The following is a 24,206-nucleotide window of genomic DNA, read 5'->3' as shown; positions in this document are numbered from 1 at the left end:
CCTTAGTGCGCCACAGCGGCAGCAGCCGCTTCGTCGATCAGGCGACCGGTGGTGAAGCGTTCAAGCGTAAACGGTGCATTGATCCAGTGCGGTTCGTCACGGGCAATCGTATGCGCAAAGACATTGGCTGAACCCGGCGTCGCCTTGAAACCGCCCGTGCCCCAGCCGCAATTCACAAAGAGGCCCGGCACCGGCGTCTTGCCAATGATCGGCGAACGATCCGGCGTAACATCAACGATACCACCCCATTTGCGCAACATGCGCATACGGGTGAAAATCGGGAAAACTTCGCAGATGGCAGCCAGCGTATGCTCGATCAACGGCAGACCGCCGCGCTGACTATAAGAGACATACTGGTCAGTGCCCGAACCAATCACCAGCTCGCCCTTGTCGGACTGGCTGATATAGGCATGGACGGTGTTGGACATGACCACGCAAGGGAAGATCGGCTTGACCGGCTCGGATACAAGCGCCTGTAGCGGATAGCTTTCAAGCGGCATACGCACACCGGCCGTATCCATCACGACGGAAGTGCTACCTGCCGCCGACACTGCGACCTTCTTTGCCTTGATGAAACCGCGCGGCGTTTCAACGCCGGTCACACGACCAGAGGCATCGCGACGAATAGCCGTTACCGGGCAATTCTGAATAATATCGACGCCGCGTTCAGTTGCGCCGCGTGCATAGCCCCATGCAACCGCATCGTGACGGGCAACACCACCGCGTCGCTGCAAGCTGGCACCAACAACAGGATACCGCGCATTGGCTGAAATATCGAGCGGCGGGCAGAATTCCTTCGCCTGCTCTTTGGTCAGCCATTCATTGTCGATGCCATTGAGACGGTTGGAATGGATGTGCCGCTTGAAGCTCTGCACATCATGCACGGTGTGCGCCAGCATCATCACGCCGCGCTGCGAGAACATAACGTTATAATTGAGGTCCTGACTAAGCCCTTCCCACAGTTTCATCGCATGTTCGTAAAGATGTGCGCTCTCGTCATAGAGATAGTTGGAGCGGATAATGGTGGTGTTTCGACCGGTATTGCCGCCGCCAAGCCAGCCTTTTTCAATCACCGCAACATTGGTGATGCCGTGCTCTTTCGCCAGATAATAGGCTGCACCCAGACCATGCCCGCCAGCACCGACAATGATCACATCATATTCGGCCTTGGGTTCGGCATTCGGCCATTGCGGTTTCCAGTTCTTGTTGCCGGACAGCGCATTGCCAACGATGGAAGCTAACGAAAAGCGGGACATATACAAACCACCAGTCTTACGGTTCATGCTCTCCTGTGGCGCATGAAAAACCTCTGACGATATTTGTATTGGGTAGCGCATAAAATCGACAGCAGACTTGCGTCAAAAGACGACACAAATACGACATGACCACCATTTCGCGACATTGTCGCCAAAAGGCCTTTGGGCCGCTCGTTCTTCGTATTTCGTAAAAGACACCACATTAGAAATCTTCAAAAAGATTTCATACTAATAGGACAACAATATTGTCCTTTTCTCTTTTCTTTTATTGCGTGAAGCGCTACTCAAGCGCTCATAAACACCCCTTTAAAGAGGGATAAAAGCAAGAAAGGTGATTTTATGACTAAGGAGAATATACTCGAAAGCGCTCTCGTTCGTCTTGATGAGGCTGCAAGTCATATCAATATCGATCCGGATGTTATCGAAAAGCTGAAATACGCCCGCGAAACCATGAAAGTGCGGTTGATGATCCGCATGGATGATGGATCGCGCAAATCCTTTCTTGCATGGCGCTGCCGTTACGACGACACCCGCGGACCGACCAAAGGTGGCATTCGCTACCATCCCGAAGCAACCGCTGAAGAAGTCGAAACGCTCGCTTTCTGGATGACCTTCAAATGCGCGGTCATGAACCTGCCTTATGGCGGCGGCAAGGGTGCCATTCAGGTTGATCCGCGTCAGCTTTCGAAAGCTGAACTGGAGCGTCTGTCGCGCGCCTATATTCAGGCTTTCTCCGGCATTATCGGCCCAGATCGCGATATTCCGGCACCGGACGTTTACACCAACTCAATGATTATGGGCTGGATGGCAGACGAGTATTCGCAGATCGTCGGCCAGTCTTCGCCCGCTGTTATCACCGGCAAGCCGCTGGCACTGGGCGGTTCTCTGGGTCGTAACGATGCGACAGCACGCGGCGGCTTTTATCTGGTGCGCCATCTTGCAGATGACCTCGGCCTCTCAAAGCAGCTTCGCGTCACGGTTCAGGGTTTTGGCAACGCCGGTCAGTTTATTGCAAAGCTGATGGCCAGCGATGGCCACAAGATCGTTGCCGTTTCGGATTCATCAGGAGCCGTCTACTGCGCTGATGGGCTTGATCTTGATGCCCTTCTGGAAGCCAAGGCACAGAACAAATCGGTTGTTTCCACCGCTGGCACCAGGGGGCATGAAGCCATTACCGCCAGTGAACTGGTTGCCGTGGATTGCGATGTTCTGGTGCCAAGCGCGATGGAAAACATGATCCATGCCGAGAATGCCGGTTCCATCAAAGCCAAGTTGATTGTCGAGCTTGCCAATGGTCCTGTGACCGCTGAGGCTGACAAGATTCTGGCTGCGAACGGCACGATTGTGCTGCCGGATATTCTGGCAAACGCCGGTGGCGTGACGGTTTCGTATTTCGAGTGGGTTCAGAATCGTCAGGGTTATTACTGGACGCTCGAAGAAATCCATGAACGCCTCAAAACCATCATGGAACGCGAGGGACGCGCCATCTGGAACCACGCAAAACAACATAATGTCAGTCTTCGGACCGCCGCTTATGTTCATGCGCTGGAACGTCTTGCGCAGGCTATCGAAGCACACGGCACGCAAAACGATTTTGCGGCCTGATGTTTTGACTTGAATTGGCCCCTCCTGCCAGACTGTTGTCAGGAGGGAATTTTATATAAACTTTTCTTTTTGCCCGCGTGCCATAGTTTATCCGACATGGAATGAAACCAGCGCAGTGGGAAAAGAAACATGTTTTATCAAAGCCTTTTGAAGGGGTCTGCTTTCGCACTCGCCCTTTTAGCCGGTGCAAGCGCGCTCGCGAGCGTGGCGCATGCACAGGTTGTCGTATCCTCCAAGATCGATACCGAAGGTGGCGTGCTTGGCAATATTATCATCGCGGTTCTCAACGCCAACAATATTGAAACCAAGGACCGCATCCAGCTTGGAGCCACGCCCGTTGTTCGTCAGGCCATAACGGCTGGGGAAATCGATATTTATCCGGAATATACCGGCAATGCCGCGTTCTTTTTCAACAAGGCGGATGATCCGCTCTGGAAAGATCCACTCAAGGCTTATGAGACAGCCAAAAAGCTTGATTATGATGCCAATAAAATTGTCTGGCTTACGCCTTCGCCTGCCAATAACACCTGGGGCATTGCCATTCGCAAGGATATCGCCGACGAAAACAAGCTGATAAGCTTGAGCGATTTTGGGAAATACACCGCCGATGGCGGCAAGGTGGTGCTTGCTGCATCGTCTGAATTTGTCAATTCGGCTGCGGCCTTGCCCGCATTCCAGACGGCCTATGCATTCACGCTTAAACCCGATCAGCTCATTACGCTCTCTGGCGGCGATACGGCAGCAACAATTTCAGCGGCAGCCAGTCAGACAAGCGGGGCAAATGCGGCTATGGTTTATGGCACCGATGGCGGCATCGCCCCTTCGGGTCTGGTGGTGCTAGAGGATGATAAGCACGTTCAGCCGGTCTATCAGCCAGCGCCGATTATTCGCGAAGACGTGCTTAAGAAGAACCCCGAAATTGAAGCTTTGTTGAAGCCGGTCTTTGAGAAACTCGACCTCACCACACTTCAGGACCTCAATGGTCGTGTCCAGCTTGGCGGGGAGCCGGCAAAGGCCGTTGCTGAAGACTTTCTCAAGAAAAACGGCTTTATCAACTAAGCTGACAGGGCAGCGAATTCTTGTCAGACACAATCACACATCACCGCCCATCGCACGGGACTGAAAAACGTTTGATTGACAAACTCGGACTGGTTTTCGCGGTCTTGGGCATGGGCGGAGTGCTGCTGCCTTTTGCGACCTTGCGTCCAAACCGTATTGTGCAGGGAGAGGCACGCTTCCTGCTGGATGCCTTGCCAAGTTCAGTGAGCACGGTGCTTCTCGCGGTCATTGTAGCAAGCCTGATGATTGCGCTCTTTGTCAACACCCGGCTTCTCAGGCTTGCCGCAAGCAGCATTGCCCTTGCATGTTTGCTTGTGGCGCTGGGAAGTGCGGCGTCCCACCTCATGCCGGAGGGCAACGCCTATGCCCGTGTTTCGCCCGCCTCAGGCTTCTGGCTTTTGCTTTTCATGGCTGGGCTTTATGTGGCTGACAGTCTGGTGCGCTTGCAGATGCAACCGCTCGCCCGCATCGGGCTGCTGCTTCTTGCAACCGTGCTCTTGGGGTTGCTGTTATCGTCTACGCTCTGGGACAACATTTCCTTTATGAAGGAATATCAAAGCCGGGCACAGAGTTTCTGGAACGAAGCGCGCCGACATGTGGAACTGGCCCTGGGATCGCTTATTGCCGCAACCGTGATCGGTGTCCCCCTGGGTCTCGTCTGCTATCGCCTGCCCAGACTGCGCGCATATGTTCTCAACAGTCTCAACATCGTGCAGACAATTCCGTCCATGGCGCTTTTCGGGCTGTTGATCGCTCCGCTTGGCTGGTTTGCAATGCAGTTTCCATGGGCGGCCAGCCTTGGCATTCGCGGTATTGGTGCCGCGCCCGCCTTTGTTGCGCTGTTTCTTTATTCGCTGCTGCCAATTGTTGCCAATACCGTGACAGGCCTGACCAATGTTCCTGCACCCATCACCGATGCGGCGCGCGGCATGGGCATGACGCGGTTGCAAAGCCTTTTTAAAACCGAAATGCCTCTGGCTTTTCCGGTCATTCTGACTGGCATTCGCATCGTGATGATTCAAAATATCGGACTGACCACCATTGCTGCATTGATCGGCGGCGGCGGTTTTGGCGTTTTCGTGTTTCAAGGCATTGGACAGAACGCCATGGATCTCGTGCTTTTGGGCGCGCTCCCCACCGTTCTGCTGGCCTTTGCTGCGGGTGTCATTCTCGATACCATCATAGACATTGCCCAAAAAGAGAAAACCGCATGATCGAGTTTGACCGCATTACCAAGCTTTATAACGGACGGGCAGCCGTTGACAGCGTCAGCTTCATGATCAAGCCGCACAGCATTGCAGCGATTGTCGGAACGTCCGGCTCGGGCAAAACAACCTTGCTGCGCATGGTCAACCGGCTGGAGGAGCCAACACATGGCGAAATCCGCATTGACGGCCAAACTATTCACGATGTGTCAGGCTATGAACTGCGGCGGCGTATCGGTTATGTCATCCAGCAACATGGGCTCTTCCCCCATCGCAGCGTCGCCGAAAACATCGCCACGGTTCCTGTTCTTTTAGGCTGGTCAAAAAGCCGTATAGAAGCCCGTGTCGATGAATTGCTCGAATTATTCCAGCTTGAACCGCAAGATTATCGCGACCGTTATCCGCATGAGCTTTCAGGCGGGCAGGCGCAGCGTGTCGGGGTGGCCCGCGCCCTTGCAGCAAGCCCGAATATTCTGCTGATGGACGAACCTTTCGGAGCACTTGATCCCATTGTCAGGTTGAAGGCACAGGAAGATCTCAAAGCCATCCAAAAACGTCTTGGCACGACCATCCTGCTGGTTACGCATGATATGGAGGAAGCGATTTCGCTTGGCGACAGTATTGCGGTGATGGACGATGGAAAGTTGCTGCAATATGGCGCACCGGCGGAAATCCTCGCACATCCGACAAGCGAATTCGTGGAGCGTCTGGTCGGCACCGGTGAACGCCCGTTCCGGCTTTTGTCATTAACCGACCTTAAAACGGTGCTGCAACCGGGAGACGCCACTGGCGCAGCCCTTCCCGTCACAGCGTCGCTGCGCGATGCACTGGCGGAGATGCTTTGGTCAGGGCGTAAAGCGCTGCCGGTTCACGATCATGACGGCAGGTCTCTGGGCCGCGTGACGCTGGAAACACTTCTGCATCAGGCCGAGCGTCCCAGATGAAATTTCTTGTGTATCTCGCGCCGCGCCTGCTGCTTTTTGTCGTGTTGTTGCTGTTTCTTTTGCATCCGCATATGTTCGAACCGCTGTTGCGTCCGCTTGTCAATGAAGGCGCACCGGTCATTTATGCGCGCGCAAGTCTGCTGACCCTGACATTACAGCATCTTGGGCTTGTCGCCGCTGCAACATGTGCTTCAGCGCTCATCGCCACTGCAATGGCAATCGGGGTTACGCGTGCATCGGGTGCGGAGTTTCTTCCGCTTTCACGAAGCCTTGTGAATATCGGGCAGACCTTTCCGCCTGTTGCCGTCCTCGCCCTTGCCGTTCCCGTGTTTGGTTTTGGCGATAAGCCAACACTTATCGCCCTGTTTCTTTATGGGATGTTGCCAATTTTTGAGAATACGCTCACAGGTTTGACCACCCTACCCGCGCCCGTGGTCGAAGCTGCCCGCGGCATGGGAATGACCAGCATGCAGCGCCTTGTAAAAGTGGAATTGCCCCTTGCAACACCAGTCATTCTGGGCGGCATCAGGCTGTCTGCGGTGATCGGACTTGCAACCGCCACAATCGGCTCCACAGTCGCAGCAAAGACGCTCGGCGAAGTCATCATCGCCGGGCTAATTTCCAACAATCTGGCTTTCATTATGCAAGGCGGTCTGGTGGTGGCCGCGCTTGCTATTTTGATTTTCGATAGCTTTCAGGCGCTTGAACGTCTGATTGCAAAACGTATGGGACAAATTCCGGGTTAGATCTATAAATAGCGAGTAAGCGTTCCTATATGCTGGCAAAGAGAAAGCATTACCAATAATTCAATCAAAACAGGAAATGCTCTATAAGCGGCGAGGAACGGGATGAATATCGGACAGGCAGCCACCGCATCGGGCATATCGGCGAAAATGATCCGCCATTATGAAGCCATCGGACTGATCGACGCCGCCGATCGGACCAGTTCCGGCTATCGCGTCTACACGCAAAAAGATGTCGAAACGCTGCGCTTTATTCGCTCAAGCCGTGATCTCGGATTTCAGGTCGATCAGATCAAAGCACTGCTCGCGCTCTGGCGGGATCGCAATCGTGCATCATCGGATGTGAAGAAGGTTGCGCTTATTCATGTTGAAGAACTGGAGGCCAAGATGCGCCAGCTTCAGGACATGGCCAACACGTTGCGTCACCTCGCGCATAACTGCCATGGGGATAATCGCCCCGACTGCCCGATCATTCAGGAGCTGGCCAACAGCAACGCCGAACAGTCCCACCGAAAAATGCCACGAAAAGGTGAACTGCTGCACGGAAAGCTTTGAACGAAAAAACGCCGGGAAATCCCGGCGTTTTCGTTTGATAAGCGGTGTTATTTCGGCAGCTTGTAAGCGATCACATAATCGCCGGGCTTCGTGCCCACCGAACCATGACCACCGGCAACCATCAGCACATATTGCTCATCATCAACGGTATAGGTCATTGGTGTTGACTGACCACCCGCAGGCAGGCGTGCTTCCCAAAGCACCTTGCCATTGGTGAGATCATAAGCACGCAGATAGTCATCCACGGCTGCACCAAGGAACGCCACGCCACCAGCCGTAATCATCGGGCCACCAATACCGGGAACACCAACTTTAAGCGGCAGAGGAACAGGCGCCATATCCTCGATTGTCCCATTGCGGTGCTTATAGGCAATTTTGCCGGTGCGCAGATCAACCCCCGCAACAAAGCCCCATGGCGGTGTCTGGCACGGAATGCCGAGCGGGCTGACGAATGGCCCCATAAAGACGCCATACGGTGCGCCGTCATTGCGGTTCAGACCCTGTTCGCTGCCCTTCTCATCCTGACCGCGTGGCGGAACATCCGCACGTGGGACGAGCTTTGAGGTGAAGGCCAGATAAGTCGGCATACCGAACATAACCTGACGCACAGGATCGACCGCCACGCTGCCCCAGTTGAAGACACCGAAATTGCCCGGATAGACAATGGTGCCTTTGAGCGAAGGCGGCGTGTAACGGCCTTCATAGAAATGCTGGCGGAAAGCAATGCGGCATGCCAGCTGATCAAACAGTGTCACGCCCCACATGCTGCTTTCTGTAAGCGGTGCCGGGCTGAATGTCAGATCAGAGATCGGCTGCGTTGGGGATGTATGATCTTCCGCGATCGCGCCTGTTGGTGCCGCAATCTCGCTGATCGGGATGATTGGCTCACCCGTTCGGCGGTCCAGCACATAAATATCGCCCTGCTTGGTTGGACCAACCAGTGCCGGTACACCGTTGATCTCCAGCAGAACCGGCTGAGCGGGAACGTCCATATCCCAAAGATCGTGGTGAACCGTCTGGCGCACCCACTTGACTTGTCCCGTATTCACATCAAGGGCGACAATAGACGACGAGTATTTCTCAACATGATCGCTGCGATCCATGCCAAGCTGATCAGGAACCTGATTGCCCAGCGGAATGAAGATCAGGCCAAGCCCTTCATCGACGCTGAAAACTGACCAGCTGTTGGGCGAGTTCGTCGTGTAGTACTGGCCTTCCGGCAAAGGCGTCGTAACATCAGGATTGCCCGAATCCCAATTCCATAAGAGATCACCGGTGCGAATATCGAAGGCGCGGATAACACCTGACTGTTCTTCGGTCGAATAATTATCATTGACCGCACCGCCGACGATAATCTTGTCACCAACGACTGCCGGCGGCGAGGTCGAATAATAATAGCCGGCCGGATTATATTTCATGCCCTGACCAAGATCGAGCGTGCCGCCATTGGCAAAATCGGTGCAAATTTCACCCGTCTGCGTATCAAGCGCAATCAGGCGCGCATCCGAAGTCGGCAGATAAACGCGTTCGGAACATTTGGCACCGGCGGCTGCGGTCGAATCTTTCCAGTAGCTCACACCGCGGCAGGTCTGGTGCTGACGGTCCGTATTGAAGCCGACCTTGGGATCGAATTTCCACTTTTCCTTGCCGGTTGCCGCATCCAGCGCAATCGCCCAGTTGTGCGGCGTGCAGAGGTAAAGGGAATCGCCAATTTTCAGCGGTGTCACCTGATAGGTGGTTTCGCCCACATCCTGTGGCTGCTTCACATCGCCGGTTTGATATTGCCAGGCAACTTGCAGCTTGGAAACATTTTCCGGCGTTATTTGTGTGAGGGGCGAATAACGCTGGCCATAAGGCGTACGGCCATATTGATGCCACTCGCCATCCGGCACATTGCCACCCAGATCAGGTGATGAAACCACCTTTTCGGTGGGCAGGTCGCCCGAAATATTCCACGGATCCTGCGTCATCGAATAACCGGCAACCACCAAAGCCGCCAGTGTGGCAATGGTCAGTGGCAAGCCGCCACCATTGAGTGGTTTTCTGATCCATGGGGTGAGCAACCATAGACCAAGCAGAACGATAACGCCGCCTGTTGAACCAAGTCCCCACCAGTCGAATCCGACTTCAGACACGGCCCAGCCGAGCGAGCCGAGAATAACGATTGCGTAAATCCAAAGCGCAATTGCGCTTCTCTTGAGGAGGAAAAAGCCCGTCAGAAGAAAGCCAATGGCAGCGATGACGAAAAACCAGCTGCCGCCCAGCGTGACAAGGTAGATGCCTGCGGCACCCAGTCCAAGACCTATCAATAAAAGTAAAATAGCCGTCAGAGAAACAAGCAAGACATTACCCCCTTCGAGTGGTGACCATGGCCCTGCCGTGCATCGCAGTTCGACTGACTAAAGCTGCACGGATAGAGAAATTCGAGGTATTCCTGATTTTGGTGGAAGTGTTGCAGCAAATGGCTTTGCAGGCAACACAACACTGCCTGCCCAAACAAATAGGCGGCAAAAGGAAAAATCCAGAGGCGACCATGTAAAAGAACCAAAGACCTATCGGCAACCCAGAGGGTTGCCGATCAAGGGTAAAGGATCAAGCCATCGGGCTCTTGAAGCTCCGGAGGCGCAGCGCATTGCTGAGAACAAAAATGCTGGAAAGCGCCATCGCACCTGCCGCCAACATCGGCGAAAGAAGTGTGCCGGTAAACGGATAAAGAATACCCGCTGCAACAGGGATCAGCGCCACGTTATAGGCAAAGGCCCAAAACAGATTTTCACTGATGTTGCGGATCGTGGCTTTGGAGATTGCAATCGCGTTGACCACGCCACGCAAGTCACCCGACATAAGCACGACATCCGCGCTTTCAATCGCAATATCCGTGCCGGTGCCAATCGCAATGCCCACATCGGCAGCAGCCAGCGCCGGAGCATCATTGATGCCATCGCCCACAAAGGCAATGCGCTTGCCGCCAGCCGACAGACGTTTCAACGCCTCAACCTTGCCATCGGGCAGCACTTCCGCAACCACTTCGTCAATGCCAAGACGCTTGGCAATCGCCTGTGCAGTGCGGCGATTATCGCCGGTAATCATTGCCACTTTCAGCCCCTGCTCATGCATGGCTGCAATCGCGGCAGGCGTGGTTTCTTTCATCGGGTCGGCAACCGTGATGATTGCCGCCAGCTTGCCGTCGATTGCCGCATAAAGCGGGGTCTGGCCTTCGTCCCCCAAACGGCTTGCATCATCGGCAAAAACTGCAACATCAGCCCCAAGCTTGTGCATATAGCGATCAGCGCCAATGGCGACTTCATGGCCCGATACAGTGGCTTTCAGCCCGAAACCCGGAACGGATTCAAAGGCAGAAACATCGGCGAGCTTCAGGCCCTTTTCCTTTGCAGCCACCACAATGGCATCGGCAATCGGATGTTCGGAGCGCACTTCCACCGCTGCAACCAGCGCCAGCGCTTCGTCCTGATCAATGCCATCAACGACAGCAAAATGCGCGAGTGCTGGCTTTCCCTGTGTCAGCGTTCCGGTCTTATCAACCGCAATCACCGAGGCATCGCGCAAGGTTTGCAGCGCATCACCACGGCGGAACAGAACGCCAAATTCAGCGGCGCGACCCGTGCCGACCATGATTGAAGTCGGCGTGGCAAGGCCCATAGCGCATGGGCAAGCGATGATAACAACCGCAATGGCGTTGACCAGCGCATAGCCCATCATGGCCGTGCCACCGATAACAAGCCATGCAATGAAGGTGAGAACCGCAGCGCCCAGAACCGCGGGCACAAACCAGCCCGTGACCTTATCGACCTTCGCCTGAATGGGCAGCTTGTCGGCCTGTGCGTCCTCAACCATCCGCACGATCTGCGAGATAACCATATCGCGGCCAACTTTTGTGGCGCGGAAGGTGAAAGCGCCCGTCTTGTTGATCGTGCCGCCAACAACTTCTGCACCCGCATCCTTGGCAACAGGAACAGGTTCGCCGGTAATCATCGATTCATCCACATAGGACGAGCCTTCGATCACCGCACCATCAACCGGAACTTTCTCACCCGGGCGCACCTGCACAATATCACCAGCGCGCACATCTTCCAGCGACACATCAACTGTTTCACCATTGCGCACGACGCGTGCTGACTTCGCCTGCAAGCCAACGAGACGGCTGATTGCCGCCGAAGTTCGGCCTTTGGCGCGCGCTTCCAGATAGCGACCAATCAGGATCAGCGTGACAATGACGGCGGCAGCTTCAAAGTAAACATTGACCGTACCGACAGGCAGAATATCTGGCCAGAAGGTCGCAACAACCGAAAAGCCCCAGGCGGCAGTTGTGCCGACCACAACCAGTGAGTTCATATCGGGGGCTGCGCGCAGAAGGGCTGGGATACCTTTTTTGAAAAAGCGCATGCCGGGGCCAAAAAGCACAAGCGTGGTCAGCACAAACTGGAAATACCAGCTGTTCTGCGTTCCAATCATATCCATGACCAGCATGTGCACCGCTGGAATAAGATGCGATCCCATTTCCAGAATGAAAACCGGCAGTGTCAGAACCGCAGCAAAGATAGCGTTCTTTTTCAGATCAAGCGCTTCGGCATCGCGTTTGTCGGATTGCGTTTCCTGCTTCGCATCGCTCAGCGCTTCTTCGAGAGAACGGGCTTCATAGCCCGCGTTTTCAACCGCCTTGATAAGGTCGCCCAGTGGCACCTGCCCCGCAAGTTCAACATGCGCGCGTTCGGTCGCAAGATTAACGCTGGCACGGGTTACGCCCGGCACCGCATTCAATGCCTTTTCAACCTTGCTCACACAGGAAGCGCAGCTCATGCCTTCAATGGCAAGATCGGCACTTCCCGATGGCACATCATAACCCGCCTTGCGGATCGCATCGATGACAGCGGGCATGTCAGGCGCGGCCTTGAAGGTCACATCGGCGCGCTCGGTTGCGAGGTTGACGGACACCTTGTCGACGCCCGGCACTTTCGCGACTGCCTTCTCAACGGAAGACACGCAGGAGGCGCAGCTCATCCCCTCGACGGGAATAGCGAAACTTGTGTTTTCGGGTTTGACTGGCTTGTTCATGGCAATCCCTTCCAGCTCTTTTATCAAGAGCGAATTCGTGAGTTGCATGAATACATAACCCTTCCAACCGTTGGAAGGTCAAGTCTTATACCGAAATGATTTTCAGACGACCATTTCGTTTTGAGGATGCATTGCAGCGAGAATCGATCCGCAGCGGGTCTGAATGAATTCAGGCACCTCAGTTGCAGGCATCGGACGCCCCATCAGAAAGCCCTGTACTTCACCGAAATTCTGTTTTCGCAAACATTCAAGTTGCTGCGTGGTTTCCACGCCTTCGGCCGTCGTGACAATCTGAAAGCCAGCACCCAGTGTGGCCACGGCCTGAATGATCGCAAGATCGCGGGTATCAAGCTCGATACCCGACACGAAACTGCGATCTACCTTGATCTTGTCGAACGGGAACGAGCGCAGATAACTCAGCGATGAATAGCCGGTTCCGAAATCATCCATGGCAATCCGCACGCCCAAACGACGCAACTCGAATAAGAGTTCAATGTTATGTTTGCTGTTTTTAAGAAACACCGATTCCGTGATTTCAAGTTCCAAACGCGCTGGAGACAGAGCCGCAGCGTCAAGAGCATCTGTCACCGAATCAAGCAGAAAGCTTTGATTGAACTGCACCGGAGAAAGATTGACGGAAACCTTGATATCGGCTGGCCAAGATGCAGCCTCGCGACAAGCTTGCCTGAGCACCCAGTCTCCGATCGGCCCTATCAGACCGGCTTCCTCCGCAACCGGAATAAATTCGACCGGCGACACCATGCCCAGCGATGGATGACGCCAGCGCAGCAAAGCTTCAAAACCGGATATACGCCCTGATTCGAGATTAAAAATCGGCTGATAATGGAGCTCAAACTGCTGCGCGGCCAACGCCATCCGCAGATCGGAAGTCATGGCGTGGCGCTTTTCGACGGCCAGTCGCAGCGAATGCTGGTAGAAACGGAACGTCCTGCGGCCATCAGCCTTGGCAGCATAAAGCGCAAGATCAGCACTCAGCATCAGCGCGTCAGGATCCTCGCCATGCAAAGGGGCATGGGCGATGCCAACACTGCAAGAGACGAATTCCATTGTATCACCAAGATCAAATGGATCCTGAAAGGACGAAAGAAGGCAATCAGCAAACATTGCAATCTGGGAAATCGTATCGCTGCGGAAGATAATGGCGAACTCATCATCACCCAAACGCGCCAAAAACTGCTCGCAGGTTGTGATGCTCTTGAGGCGTGCGGCCACCTGCGTGAGCAGCAAATCGCCGATCTGGTGGCCCCTGCTGTCGTTGATGGTCTTAAAGTGATCGATATCAAGATAGAACAGCGCAAATGCCGGTGCGCGCTCACCCTTTTTCAGAATAGTTTCAATATATTGTGAAAAATAGGCGCGGTTCGGCAAATCGGTCAGACTATCGTGCATGGCAATATGTGTCATGCGCTGTGCGGTCTGTGTGCGCTCGGTAATATCTTCCATGAGCCCAATCAGATAACGTGAACTGCCACCATCAACGGGTGGGATTGGACGCTTGATGATCCGCAGCCTGCGTGGAGTCCCGTCCGCGCTACGAATATCACGCTCAAGGGTCAAAACACCCTCGCGGCGCATCGCCAGACGATCCTGCTGCGTCAGAAGCTTTGCTTCCTCACGTGGGAAAACTTCCGTATCAATTGAGCCAATTACATCCTGAATTTTATAACCGCTTATCGTGGATGCAGCCTTGTTATAGAGAAGGTAACGGCCTTTGTCCTGCATGTCCTTGATGAAGACGCCAAGCGGCATATTGTCGATAAGGCCATCAAGCAACGACTGGGTATGGCTCGCCTGACGGTTGGCCTCCTCAAGCGCGGTCATATCCTGCACGATCGCAAGAATTGCCCGCCTGCCTTCAAAGATGACCTCACGCCCATAGGTCACAACATCAATGATCTGGCCATTGGCTTTGAGGTGCTGCCAGCTTTCGGGCCGCTCCAGATCACTTCCACTGCGCACGGCATCCAGCATCCGGTCCCGCTCGGCTTGCGGACGAATATCCAGAACTGTCATCTCAGGTATTTTGTGAGCCGGGTATCCATAAAGCGCGTAAGCCGCTTCATTCATCACGATAAAACGCAATGTCTTTGGATCATACACCCACATAGGTGTCGGGTGCGTTGTAAAGAGAATGCGAAAATCCTCTTCGGATGTGCGCACCAAAGCAGCGTCCGAGTGAGCCCCACCGGCTTCCCGATTCCTCATCATTGTCCCCTCATCAGACTGGCCCTGATCCAATCTCCCCGCGAGAGGATGTCTCCAGGAATAAAGTAAGTCGTCTGCAATGGACGACATTCTCCCCTGCATTGATTTAACGCATGGTTATTTAAAAAGTCATATAGAAAATTGGGGTGCTTATAAATTTATTTGCAGATTGCAATTCTTAAGGCTGCTTGACCCACCTGCCGTTCCGTCCTATGCCTAAAGCACAAAATTCGTTGGGGTGCCTCATCAGAGGCTGAGAGACGCTGATCGCGTTAACCCATTGAACCTGATCCGGGTAATACCTGCGTAGGGAACGGAGTTTGGCGCGTCGCGAACAAGGAGGAAATATCCTCCATGGGGCAAAGCCCCAAAAGCAAGTTCATGACGTCTCAATTTTCCGTTCGGAATGAGAGACGACATGATGGATTTAAGACAAAGCCTCTCCCGAACCAAAGCAAGCAGTGGTGCATCCGTGCCTATCTGCGTGACGATTGCCGGCTCCGACAGCAGCGGCGGCGCGGGCATTCAGGCTGATCTCAAGAGTTTTTCAGCGCTCAACGTCTATGGTGCAAGCGTGATCACCGCAATCACAGCGCAGAACACACTGGCCGTCACAGCTGTCCATGACATTCCGTCTGAAATCGTTGCTGCACAAATCGATGCCGTCTTCAGCGATCTCAATGTGGCTTCGGTCAAAATCGGTATGGTGTCCGTGCCGCAAACCATTCTGGCCATCGCCAAAGGCCTTGCATCATTCTCCAGACCGGTGGTTCTTGATCCGGTGATGGTCGCGAAATCCGGCGACAGGCTTTTAAGCGAAGCGGCAATCTCGACATTGCGCGATGAACTGATCCCACTTGCAAGCGTTCTAACGCCCAACAGGCCGGAAGCTGCTTGCCTGCTCGATTGTGCAACTGCGCGCAATGACGATGAGGCGGAAGAACAGGGACGCGCCCTGCTCAAGCTCGGCGCAAAGGCCGTGCTCATGAAGGGCGGACATGCAGAAGGCGACGTCTGCGCTGACCTCCTCATCCGCAAGGACCTGCCAACCATTACGCTGAAAGCGCCACGTATCGACACACAGAACACCCATGGCACCGGCTGCACGCTTTCGTCAGCCATTGCAGCCGGCCTTGGCAAAAACTTGGTCTTAGAACAAGCACTTCATGAGGCTCACGCCTATCTGCAGGCGGCGATTCGCTCGGCAAACAGCTTGCAGGTCGGAAGCGGGCACGGCCCCGTGCACCACTTCCACGCTTTATGGGAGATGGTATAATGCGCGTTACCATCATCGGCGCTGGCGTTGCTGGTCTCGCTTGCGCTGCGGAATTTAACGATCAGGGACATGCTGTCACCGTGATTGCGAAAAGCACCGCAATCGGCGCTGACTGCTGCTCGTGGTTTGCAGGCGGAATGCTGGCACCATGGTGCGAAGGCGAGAGTGCGGAAGAACCCGTCGTCAGACTGGGACAAGAGGCGATTGGCTGGTGGGAACGGCATGTCTCAACGGTCCATCGCAAGGGCACGCTGGTCATATCGCATAATCGCGATGCAACCGAGCTTCGCCGCTTTGCCCGTCGCACCCAAGCCTTTGATACGATTGATCAAGAACACATTGATGCACTGGAACCGGACCTTGCAGGCCGTTTCCGGCAGGGGCTTTTCTTTGCGCAAGAAGGCCATCTCAGCCCACGGGAAACACTGATTGAGCTTGCCGAAAACCTGCAAAAGAAAGGCGTGGTCTTTCATCTCGGACAAGATGCGAAAGACGTCAAAATCGACACAGATATAACGGTTGATGCACGTGGTCTGGCAGCACGCGATCAGCTTACCGATCTGCGCGGTGTGAAGGGCGAAATGCTGATTGTGCGCTCGCGCGACATCAATCTTTCGCGTCCTGTGCGCCTGCTGCATCCGCGCATTCCGCTTTACATCGTACCGCGTGGCGACGGCATCCACATGATCGGCGCAACCATGATCGAAAGCGATGAGCGGGGCGGCATCAGCGTTCGCTCGACACTTGAAATGCTAAGTGCCGCCTATGCACTGCATCCTGCCTTTGGCGAGGCGGAAATTCTGGAAACCGGCGTCGATGCCCGCCCCGCCTTCCCCGACAATCTGCCGCGTGTGCGTAAACGTGGCCAAACAATCTATGTCAACGGGCTTTACCGGCACGGCTTTCTGTTGTCACCAGCGGTTGCACGCATGGCTGTTGCAGCAGCAACCGGGGCCGAACAAGGACAAGAATTTTTAGAGGAAATGGCATGACCATTATTCTGAACGGCGAGGTCTTTGAGACCACAAGCGCCAATCTTTTTGCTCTGCTTGCAGAAATCGAACTGGATGAAGCGGTGGTTGCAACCGCGCTCAATGGTGAATTCATTGCAAGCGACGAGCGCGAAGAAACCCTGATCCGCGAAGGCGACCGCATTGAAGTGCTCGCCCCCATGCAGGGAGGCTAAAGATGCTGGAATTTTACGGAAAAACATTTGATAGCCGCCTGCTCTTGGGAACGGCGCAATATCCATCACCCGCTATTCTTGCCGACAGCGTTCGCGCGTCCAAGACGGAAACCGTGACGGTCTCGCTTAGGCGCGAGAGCGGGAACCAGCGTGCAGGTCAGGACTTCTGGACCCTCATCAAAGATTTGGGTGTGTCGGTTCTGCCCAACACGGCAGGCTGTCACACGGCGCGGGAAGCTGTGACCACGGCAAAAATGGCGCGGGAAGTTTTCGGCACCAACTGGATCAAGCTTGAAGTCATCGGCGATCACGACACGCTGCAACCCGATCCATTCGGGCTGGTCGAAGCAGCGCGTATTCTCTGCGATGAGGGTTTTGACGTCTTTCCCTATATGAATGACGATCTGGTGGTGGCGGAAAAACTGATTGAGGCAGGCTGCAAGGTGCTGATGCCTTGGGGTGCGCCGATTGGTTCGGGCCGCGGCCTCAACAATCCTTATGCGCTGAAAACCATGCGCGCGCATTTCCCCGATATTCCCCTGGTTGTGGATGCAGGGATTGGTGTGCCATCGCACGCTGCAACCGCCATGGAGCTTGGCTTTGATGCCGTGCTGATCAACACCGCCGTTGCAAAAGCGGGTGATCCCGCCGCCATCGCCCGCGCCTTTGCGCTCGCCGTTGAAGCTGGTCGCATCGCCTATGAAGCGGACCCGATTGAAGCCCGCGACATGGCTACGCCCTCCACTCCTCTCATCGGAAAGGCGTTTGTGTAATGGCCCTTGATCCGTTCTACCCGATCTTTGACAGTGCCAGCTGGTGTGAGCGCATGGTGCCGCTTGGCATCAAACTCGTGCAGCTGCGCATCAAGGATAAGAGCGACAGCGAATTGCGCACGGAAATTCGTGCGGCCCGCGAAATCTGCGCCCGCTATGATTGCCAGCTCATCGTCAACGACTACTGGAAACTGGCGATTGAGGAAGGCTGCGACTTCATTCATCTGGGCCAGGAAGACCTTGATGATGCCGATCTCGATGCAATCCGCGTAAACGGCGTGAAGCTCGGCGTATCCAGTCATGATGAGGCTGAACTTGATCGCGCATTAGCGCTACGGCCTGCCTATATCGCACTCGGTCCTGTCTATCCGACCATTCTAAAAAAAATGAAATGGCATGAACAGGGACTGGATCGTGTCAGCCAATGGAAAGCCACCCTCGGCGATATTCCGCTCGTCGGCATTGGCGGCATGAATGTGGAGCGTGCGCCGAGCGTCTTTAAAGCCGGAGCCGACATTGTTTCAGTCGTCACCGACATCACTCTCAATCCCGATCCCGAAGCCCGCGTGCGGGAATGGATCGAAGTTACACGCCCCTATGTAATTTAGTTTCAGGAGGAAACATTGAAAAAACTGATTTTTGCTGCGCTTTTCAGCGCCACGGCTTCGTTCGCCCTGATGTCAGCTCAAGCAGCTCAGGCGAACGATAAATTCAAACTCATACTCGACTGGTATGTAAACCCTGATCATGGCCCGATTATCGTGGCCGACAAACTCGGTTACTTCAAGGATGCTGGTCTTGATGTGGAAATCATCGCCCCTGCGGATGCATCCGTGCCGCCCAAAATGGTTGCGGCTGGACAGGCTGATCTCGCAATTTCCTATCAGCAGCAGGTGCATCTTGATGTCCACGCCGATATTCCGCTGATCCGCGTTGGTACTCTTATCGATTCCCCGCTCAACTGCCTGATGGTCCGCGATGATGGTTCGGTCAATTCAATTGCCGATCTCAAAGGCAAGAAGATCGGCTTCTCGGTAGCCGGCGTTGAAGAAACACTGCTCGGCACAATCCTCGGCAATCACGACATAAAACTTTCTGATATCGAGCTGATCAATGTGAATTTCTCTCTGGCACCGGCGTTGATGTCAAAGCAGGTCGATGCCGTGATGGGCGCCTATCGCAACATCGAACTCAACCAGATGGCGGTTGAAGGGGTTGCTGGCAAATGCTTCTTCGTCGAGGAAGAAGGCGTGCCGGTCTATGACGAGCTGGTCTATGTTGCCAATGCAAACAAACTCGATGCTGCGGAAAAGGAGAGGATTTCGCGCTTCCTTGCAGCCACCGAAAAAGCCGCGCAATATATCGTCAATCATCCAGAGCAAAGCTACGATCTGTTTGCGTCCTATAGTTCTGAACTCAAAGACGAACTGAACCAGCGCGCATGGAAAGACACAGTGGCCCGTTTCTCACGCTCGCCCGCAAGTCTCGATTACGGACGCTGGAACCGCTACGAAGCCTATCTCAACGAAAACGGTCTCGTGCCTTCGATCCTGCCGGTTGAGAAACTGGCGATTGATGTGAATGCGAAAGGCGACAAGCCATGACGACCACTCAACCGCTTTATTCATCCGAGCTGTTCACCCGTCTGCGTGCCGCAACGCTTGAAGACTGGGCTCCCTATATCGATCATGAATTCGTGCGCGGACTGGGCGATGGCACGCTGCCGAAATCGGCATTCCTGCATTATCTCAGGCAGGATTATGTCTATCTGCATCACTATGCCCGCGCCTTTGCGCTGGGTGTTGTGAAGGCAGGCAGCTTGCAGGAAACGCGGCTCTGTGCCGAAATCATGCATGGACTAACTGTCACGGAACTGCCGCTGCATGTCGGCATCTGTGCACGCGAAGGCATCAGTGAAGACGATCTTTACAACACGCGTGAAGAGCCGGAAAACCTCGCCTATACGCGTTACGTGCTCGATTGCGGACAGGCAGGCGATTTCCTCGACCTCTTGACCGCACTTGTGCCCTGCGCGCATGGCTATGGCGAGATCGGCGTCAATCTCGCGGCCACTGCCCATACCGGCACGCCCTATCAGGAATGGATCGACACCTATGCAGGCGCTGATTATCAGGAAATGTGCCACACGGTTGGCAGGCTTTTTGATCAGGCCGCAATGAACCGCCTCGGCCCGGATTTCGAGAACAGTCCGCGCTGGCCAAAGCTCTGCCAGATTTTTGCAACCGCCAGCAGGCTCGAAGCAGATTTCTGGTCGATGGGCCTTAAAGGAGCATGACGAGCGTGATACCTCGCTCGCGCAAAAAACGCATCGCCGACGGGTTTTCGTCGGCGATTGCTGTGCTCATACTCTGGCAGGCCGTGGTGAGCATCTGGCAGATGCCGCGCTTCATCCTGCCCGGTCCGCTCGACGTTGTGCAGTCGCTGATTACCAATGCGCAGCTGATTGCCGATAATGCCGTCGTGACATTTGGCGAAGTGCTGGGCGGGCTGTTTCTGGGTTCCGCCATTGGCGTGCTCACAGCTATCGCGCTGATGATGTCGCCGCTCGCACAACGGCTCGTCATGCCCATGCTGGTGTTCTCTCAAGCGATTCCAATCTTTGCGCTGGCCCCGATCCTCACCCTCTGGCTCGGCTATGGACCGGCATCAAAAATTGCCGTCACCATTTTGATGATCTTCTTTCCAGTCGCCTCCACTTTTCTTGATGGAATGCAGCGAACCGATCAGACACTGATCAATGCCGCTGAAAATCTCGGTGCCAAACGCTTGCAGATTCTGTTTCGCGTGCGCATTCCCGCAGCTTTCCCTTCGCTTGCGTCAGGATTAAGCCTTGCAGCCGTCTATGCGCCCATCGGTGCTGTGGTCGGCGAATGGGTGGGAGCATCGAAAGGCCTTGGCTATCTGATGCTGCTGGCTAACGGCCGCGCCAAGGTCGATCTGATGTTTGCAAGCCTGTTTGTGCTGGCCGCCTTCACCATGATCCTGCATGCAACAATCGCGCATTTTGCGCGCAAGCTCGCCGCATGGCCCCGAAAGCTGTAAGGCAGCATTTTTGCCACACTCAATAGGCCGAAAACAAATTTCTGCATTTTGCCACTTGGCAAATAGATTTGCTCATTTATTGTGCACACATCTGAAACACTGGCAAGAGGTATGAGATGCGTGTCTATCCATTTCCGTCGGTGCCCGGTGTCAACGCGGGCGCTTCCGAGCTTTAAGTCCTTGGCCCGCAATAGAGGCTAAGGCCTCACTGTCCTTTCCCAAAGGGCGCATTCCTAAACACTTCCAAATTTGCCGCAGCTCTTAGCAGCTGTTTGTTTTGTCTTCGTTTTCACGCATGTGCCGGCGCAAAACCGCATCGCACTTCTTGCTGAAAATGCTTTTAAAGGAACCAGAATCCGCGCTTGTGCGGTCTGGTAATATTCATATGGCCCGGTTTCGTATCAATTTCCGGGGGCCTGTTTTCCGCAGCGTCCTCGGCTACACCTTCAGCCACTGGCGAAGTCAGCCTCTGCGGCTGACGCTGATCATCATCAGCATGCTGCTTGCAACAGCCGCAGATGTTCTCACACCGCTCTATTCAGGGCGGCTGGTTGATGCCCTTTCACTCGGCAAGGATGGGGCGTGGGATGCAGCCATTCATGCGCTGATCATGCTGCTTGCGCTGGGTGCTTTGGCGCTCATCACACGTCAGCTGACCTTTTATGTCATCACGGACTTCACGCTGAAGATCATGAGTGACATGGCCGCGAGCGCGTTTCACAAGCTGCAACGCTTTTCGACCGACTGGCATGCCAATGCCTTTGCCGGATCGACCGTGCGTAAGGTTTCGCGCGGTATGTGGGCGCTTGATCTGCTCAATGACACGCTGCTGCTTGCGCTTCTGCCATCAATCCTGATGCTGTTCGGCTCGGTTGCACTGCTTGCATGGTACTGGCCAATGATGGGCGTGCTGGTGGCAATCGGCTCTGTGCTTTTCATCGTCTGCACGATTGTGATTTCACTGGGCTTTGTTGCGCCTGCGGCAACACTTGCCAACAGCTGGGATACACGACTTGGCGGTGCTCTGGCCGATGCCATTTCATGCAATGCGGTTGTGAAGGCATTCGGTGCCGAAGCACGCGAAGACGGACGTCTTGCACGAGTCGTTACCAAATGGCGCTCGCGCACACGCCGCACATGGCTGATCGGCACGCTCAACGGCTTTATTCAAGGTGCAAACCTGCTCATCATGCGCGGTGTGGTGATTGGCTTTGCGCTCTATCTCTGGAGCCAAGGGCAGGCAACGGCGGGTGATATCACCTTCGTTCTGACGGCCTTCTTCATGTTGCAGGGCTATCTGCGTGATGTGGGTATGCATATCCGCAACCTACAGCGTTCGGTCAACGACATGGAAGAACTGGTTCAGATTGAGGCCGAGCCTTACGGCATTGCCGACAGGTCCGGTGCTGGCGCAATCAGGATCGGAAATGGCGAGATCACGTTTGATAACGTCACCTTCCATTATGGCAATCATGATGCAGCACTGTATCGCGACTTTTCGGTCAGGATCGAAGCCGGTGAACGGATTGGTCTGGTTGGTCATTCAGGTTCGGGCAAGACGACCTTCGTCAAGCTGATCCAGCGTCTTTATGATGTCAGTGGCGGTGAGATCCGCATTGACGGACAGAACATTGCCGAAGTTACACAGGCTTCACTTAGATCGCAGATTGCTATCGTGCAGCAGGAACCGATCCTGTTTCACCGCACACTGGCCGAAAACATTGCCTATGCCCGCCCCGGTGCAACACAGGCGGAGATTGAAGAAGCTGCAAAGCTTGCAAGCGCGCATGATTTCATCATGCGTCTGCCAAAGGGCTATGCGACACTTGTCGGTGAGCGCGGTGTGAAGCTTTCGGGTGGTGAACGTCAGCGTGTGGCGATTGCCCGTGCGTTTCTGGCCAATGCACCGATCCTTATTCTGGATGAGGCGACATCAAGCCTTGATTCAGAATCGGAAGTGCTGATCCAGCAGGCTATGGAACGGCTGATGATCGGTCGCACAACGCTCGTGATTGCACACCGGCTTTCAACGGTTCGTGCGCTTGACCGCTTGCTGGTCTTCGACAAGGGCCAAATTTTGGAAGAAGGCGATCACGATGCGCTTATCCGCAAGCCCGGCGGTATCTATCGCCGTCTGTTCGAACGGCAGGCGCTGGAACTGACCAAAGGGCTTGAACTGCCATAAAGAAAATGGGCCGGGAAACCGGCCCATTTTTTAATTGGAAACCTTGCCTGATGATTGCCGAATAATCAGCTTGTAATCGATATGGCGTGAAGGCGATGCTTCGCCGGTTTCAATCTGGCTGAGCAACATATCCACTGCGTCATAGGTCATTTCGCGGATTGGCTGATGCACGGTGGTAATCTGCGGCGAAACCATGCTCGAAATGGCACTGTCATCAAACCCCACAATGGTCAAATCATGCGGCACATCGATCTTGTAATCATAAGCGACCTGAAGAACGGCCGCCGCCATATCATCATTGGAGGCAAAAACAGCCGTCGGCCTGTCTTGCAGCGATAAAAGTTTTCGCCCTGCTTCCAACCCACTTGCGAAACTGAAGCCGCCTTGCGCTTCATAATCAGAATTATGCGTAATACCCGCCTGATCCAGCATCTTGCGATAGCCCTCAACGCGCAACTGCGCTGAACGATGCGTAAGATCGCCAAGGACGATTGCAATCTTCCTATGTCCCAAATCAAGCAGATATTGCATGAGATCGCAGGTTGCTTTCTCATCGTCAATCGCAATGCTGTCTGTGGGATGCACGCCAAAATCACCCGCCACACGCGTAAACGGCATCGCGGATGCAATCAACTCCTGCAAAATTTCCGGATCGTCCGACATGGGGGGCGTTACGATAATCCCATCAAGACCAGACGCGTGCGCTGTTTCGATCAGCGACCCGCGAATATCTGCACGGTTCTCGACGGGGAATATCAGAAGCCGGTAGCGGGTGCCGCGCAGACGATCCAGCGCGCCGATCTGCAATTCCGTGACATAGCTCTGGCTCGGATTTTCAAAGAAAAGCCCGATGAGATGCGAGCGGCGCTCTACCAGATTGCGCGCTGCGGCATTGGGGCGATAGCGCAATTCAGCACCCGCCTCTTTTACCCGCTCACGGATCGTGTCGCGGACATTCGGCTCGTCATTATAAACACGCGAAACGGTTTTGATCGACACGCCGGCAAGACGCGCCACATCATGGATGGTTGCTCTTTTATTGGATGCGGCCATGGCC

General features: G+C 54.6%; 21 protein-coding genes and 1 riboswitch. Of the genes, 16 read left to right on the top strand and 5 right to left on the bottom strand.

The features are described from left to right. Positions 1-2: 2 nt before the first annotated feature. On the bottom strand, positions 3-1,256 hold the full coding sequence (locus tag ABE530_RS01370) for a sarcosine oxidase subunit beta family protein (RefSeq protein WP_499693655.1): 1,254 nt from the start codon (positions 1,254-1,256) through the stop codon (positions 3-5). A 339-nt stretch (positions 1,257-1,595) separates the two neighbouring features. Between ABE530_RS01370 and ABE530_RS01365 the strand changes: the two genes are divergently transcribed. The 6 genes from ABE530_RS01365 (at position 1,596) to cueR (ending at position 7,367) form a co-directional block, all read left to right on the top strand. After that, positions 1,596-2,861: a Glu/Leu/Phe/Val family dehydrogenase gene (locus ABE530_RS01365; protein ID WP_265982800.1), complete on the top strand. Its 1,266-nt coding sequence runs from the start codon at positions 1,596-1,598 to the stop codon at positions 2,859-2,861. Positions 2,862-2,990: 129 nt separating this feature from the next. Further along, complete coding sequence (gene osmF / locus ABE530_RS01360) at positions 2,991-3,920, top strand: glycine betaine ABC transporter substrate-binding protein OsmF (protein WP_499693356.1); 930 nt, start codon at positions 2,991-2,993, stop codon at positions 3,918-3,920. A gap of 20 nt (positions 3,921-3,940) precedes the next feature. Next, positions 3,941-5,134, top strand: coding sequence for an ABC transporter permease (locus ABE530_RS01355; protein ID WP_499693355.1), 1,194 nt, complete (start codon positions 3,941-3,943; stop codon positions 5,132-5,134). Continuing rightward, a complete protein-coding gene (locus ABE530_RS01350; protein ID WP_499693354.1) occupies positions 5,131-6,069 on the top strand; it encodes an ABC transporter ATP-binding protein in 939 nt (312 codons plus the stop codon). The genes ABE530_RS01355 and ABE530_RS01350 overlap by 4 nt, the downstream gene beginning before the upstream one ends. Next, positions 6,066-6,815, top strand: a complete 750-nt coding sequence (locus tag ABE530_RS01345) for an ABC transporter permease (protein WP_499693353.1) — start codon at positions 6,066-6,068, stop codon at positions 6,813-6,815. The genes ABE530_RS01350 and ABE530_RS01345 overlap by 4 nt, the downstream gene beginning before the upstream one ends. Before the next feature lie 102 nt (positions 6,816-6,917). Beyond that, positions 6,918-7,367, top strand: coding sequence for a Cu(I)-responsive transcriptional regulator (gene cueR, locus ABE530_RS01340; RefSeq protein ID WP_265982793.1), 450 nt, complete (start codon positions 6,918-6,920; stop codon positions 7,365-7,367). A gap of 47 nt (positions 7,368-7,414) precedes the next feature. Here cueR and ABE530_RS01335 read toward each other — a convergent pair whose 3' ends face one another. Further along, positions 7,415-9,709 (bottom strand): glucose/quinate/shikimate family membrane-bound PQQ-dependent dehydrogenase, encoded by a 2,295-nt coding sequence (locus ABE530_RS01335; protein ID WP_499693352.1) that lies wholly within the window; start codon positions 9,707-9,709, stop codon positions 7,415-7,417. Positions 9,710-9,735: 26 nt separating this feature from the next. On the opposite strand from ABE530_RS01335, the gene ABE530_RS01330 reads away from it, so the two are divergent. Next, positions 9,736-9,906: a hypothetical protein gene (locus tag ABE530_RS01330; protein ID WP_265982790.1), complete on the top strand. Its 171-nt coding sequence runs from the start codon at positions 9,736-9,738 to the stop codon at positions 9,904-9,906. 53 nt (positions 9,907-9,959) lie between these two features. Here the strand turns inward: ABE530_RS01330 and ABE530_RS01325 are convergent, their stop codons facing one another. Together ABE530_RS01325 and ABE530_RS01320 are read right to left on the bottom strand one after the other, a co-directional pair. Next, positions 9,960-12,440, bottom strand: coding sequence for a heavy metal translocating P-type ATPase (locus ABE530_RS01325; RefSeq protein WP_499693351.1), 2,481 nt, complete (start codon positions 12,438-12,440; stop codon positions 9,960-9,962). 102 nt (positions 12,441-12,542) lie between these two features. Next, positions 12,543-14,666: a sensor domain-containing protein gene (locus tag ABE530_RS01320; RefSeq protein ID WP_499693654.1), complete on the bottom strand. Its 2,124-nt coding sequence runs from the start codon at positions 14,664-14,666 to the stop codon at positions 12,543-12,545. A gap of 224 nt (positions 14,667-14,890) precedes the next feature. Then, positions 14,891-14,996: riboswitch (TPP riboswitch) on the top strand. A 91-nt stretch (positions 14,997-15,087) separates the two neighbouring features. Between ABE530_RS01320 and thiD the strand changes: the two genes are divergently transcribed. The 9 genes from thiD to ABE530_RS01275 all read left to right on the top strand — a co-directional run bounded on the left by thiD (position 15,088) and on the right by ABE530_RS01275 (position 23,149). After that, positions 15,088-15,942: a bifunctional hydroxymethylpyrimidine kinase/phosphomethylpyrimidine kinase gene (gene thiD / locus ABE530_RS01315; RefSeq protein ID WP_499693653.1), complete on the top strand. Its 855-nt coding sequence runs from the start codon at positions 15,088-15,090 to the stop codon at positions 15,940-15,942. Then, positions 15,942-16,934 (top strand): glycine oxidase ThiO, encoded by a 993-nt coding sequence (thiO, locus tag ABE530_RS01310; RefSeq protein WP_499693350.1) that lies wholly within the window; start codon positions 15,942-15,944, stop codon positions 16,932-16,934. The genes thiD and thiO overlap by 1 nt, the downstream gene beginning before the upstream one ends. Next, a complete protein-coding gene (gene thiS, locus ABE530_RS01305; protein WP_499693349.1) occupies positions 16,931-17,128 on the top strand; it encodes a sulfur carrier protein ThiS in 198 nt (65 codons plus the stop codon). The genes thiO and thiS overlap by 4 nt, the downstream gene beginning before the upstream one ends. Positions 17,129-17,130: 2 nt before the next feature. Next, on the top strand, positions 17,131-17,901 hold the full coding sequence (locus ABE530_RS01300) for a thiazole synthase (protein ID WP_499693348.1): 771 nt from the start codon (positions 17,131-17,133) through the stop codon (positions 17,899-17,901). After that, positions 17,901-18,509 carry a thiamine phosphate synthase gene (locus ABE530_RS01295; protein WP_499693347.1) on the top strand — a complete coding sequence of 203 codons (609 nt, stop codon included), beginning with the start codon at positions 17,901-17,903 and terminating at the stop codon, positions 18,507-18,509. Before ABE530_RS01300 ends, ABE530_RS01295 begins: the two co-directional genes overlap by 1 nt. A 15-nt stretch (positions 18,510-18,524) precedes the next feature. Continuing rightward, positions 18,525-19,505 (top strand): ABC transporter substrate-binding protein, encoded by a 981-nt coding sequence (locus ABE530_RS01290; protein ID WP_499693346.1) that lies wholly within the window; start codon positions 18,525-18,527, stop codon positions 19,503-19,505. Beyond that, a complete protein-coding gene (gene tenA, locus ABE530_RS01285) occupies positions 19,502-20,197 on the top strand; it encodes a thiaminase II (protein WP_265982777.1) in 696 nt (231 codons plus the stop codon). The genes ABE530_RS01290 and tenA overlap by 4 nt, the downstream gene beginning before the upstream one ends. Further along, a complete protein-coding gene (locus ABE530_RS01280) occupies positions 20,194-20,964 on the top strand; it encodes an ABC transporter permease (protein WP_499693345.1) in 771 nt (256 codons plus the stop codon). Before tenA ends, ABE530_RS01280 begins: the two co-directional genes overlap by 4 nt. Positions 20,965-21,349: 385 nt before the next feature. Next, positions 21,350-23,149 carry an ABC transporter ATP-binding protein gene (locus tag ABE530_RS01275; protein ID WP_265982773.1) on the top strand — a complete coding sequence of 600 codons (1,800 nt, stop codon included), beginning with the start codon at positions 21,350-21,352 and terminating at the stop codon, positions 23,147-23,149. A gap of 30 nt (positions 23,150-23,179) precedes the next feature. Here the strand turns inward: ABE530_RS01275 and ABE530_RS01270 are convergent, their stop codons facing one another. Beyond that, positions 23,180-24,202, bottom strand: coding sequence for a LacI family DNA-binding transcriptional regulator (locus ABE530_RS01270; protein WP_499693344.1), 1,023 nt, complete (start codon positions 24,200-24,202; stop codon positions 23,180-23,182). Positions 24,203-24,206: the final 4 nt, after the last annotated feature.

Source organism: Brucella sp. TWI559, assembly GCF_039674265.1.
Classification (GTDB): Bacteria; Pseudomonadota; Alphaproteobacteria; order Rhizobiales; family Rhizobiaceae; genus Brucella; species Brucella chromiisoli.
The sequence above is the reverse complement of the archived record's forward strand: the minus strand, read 5'-3'. Positions and strand labels throughout refer to the sequence as shown.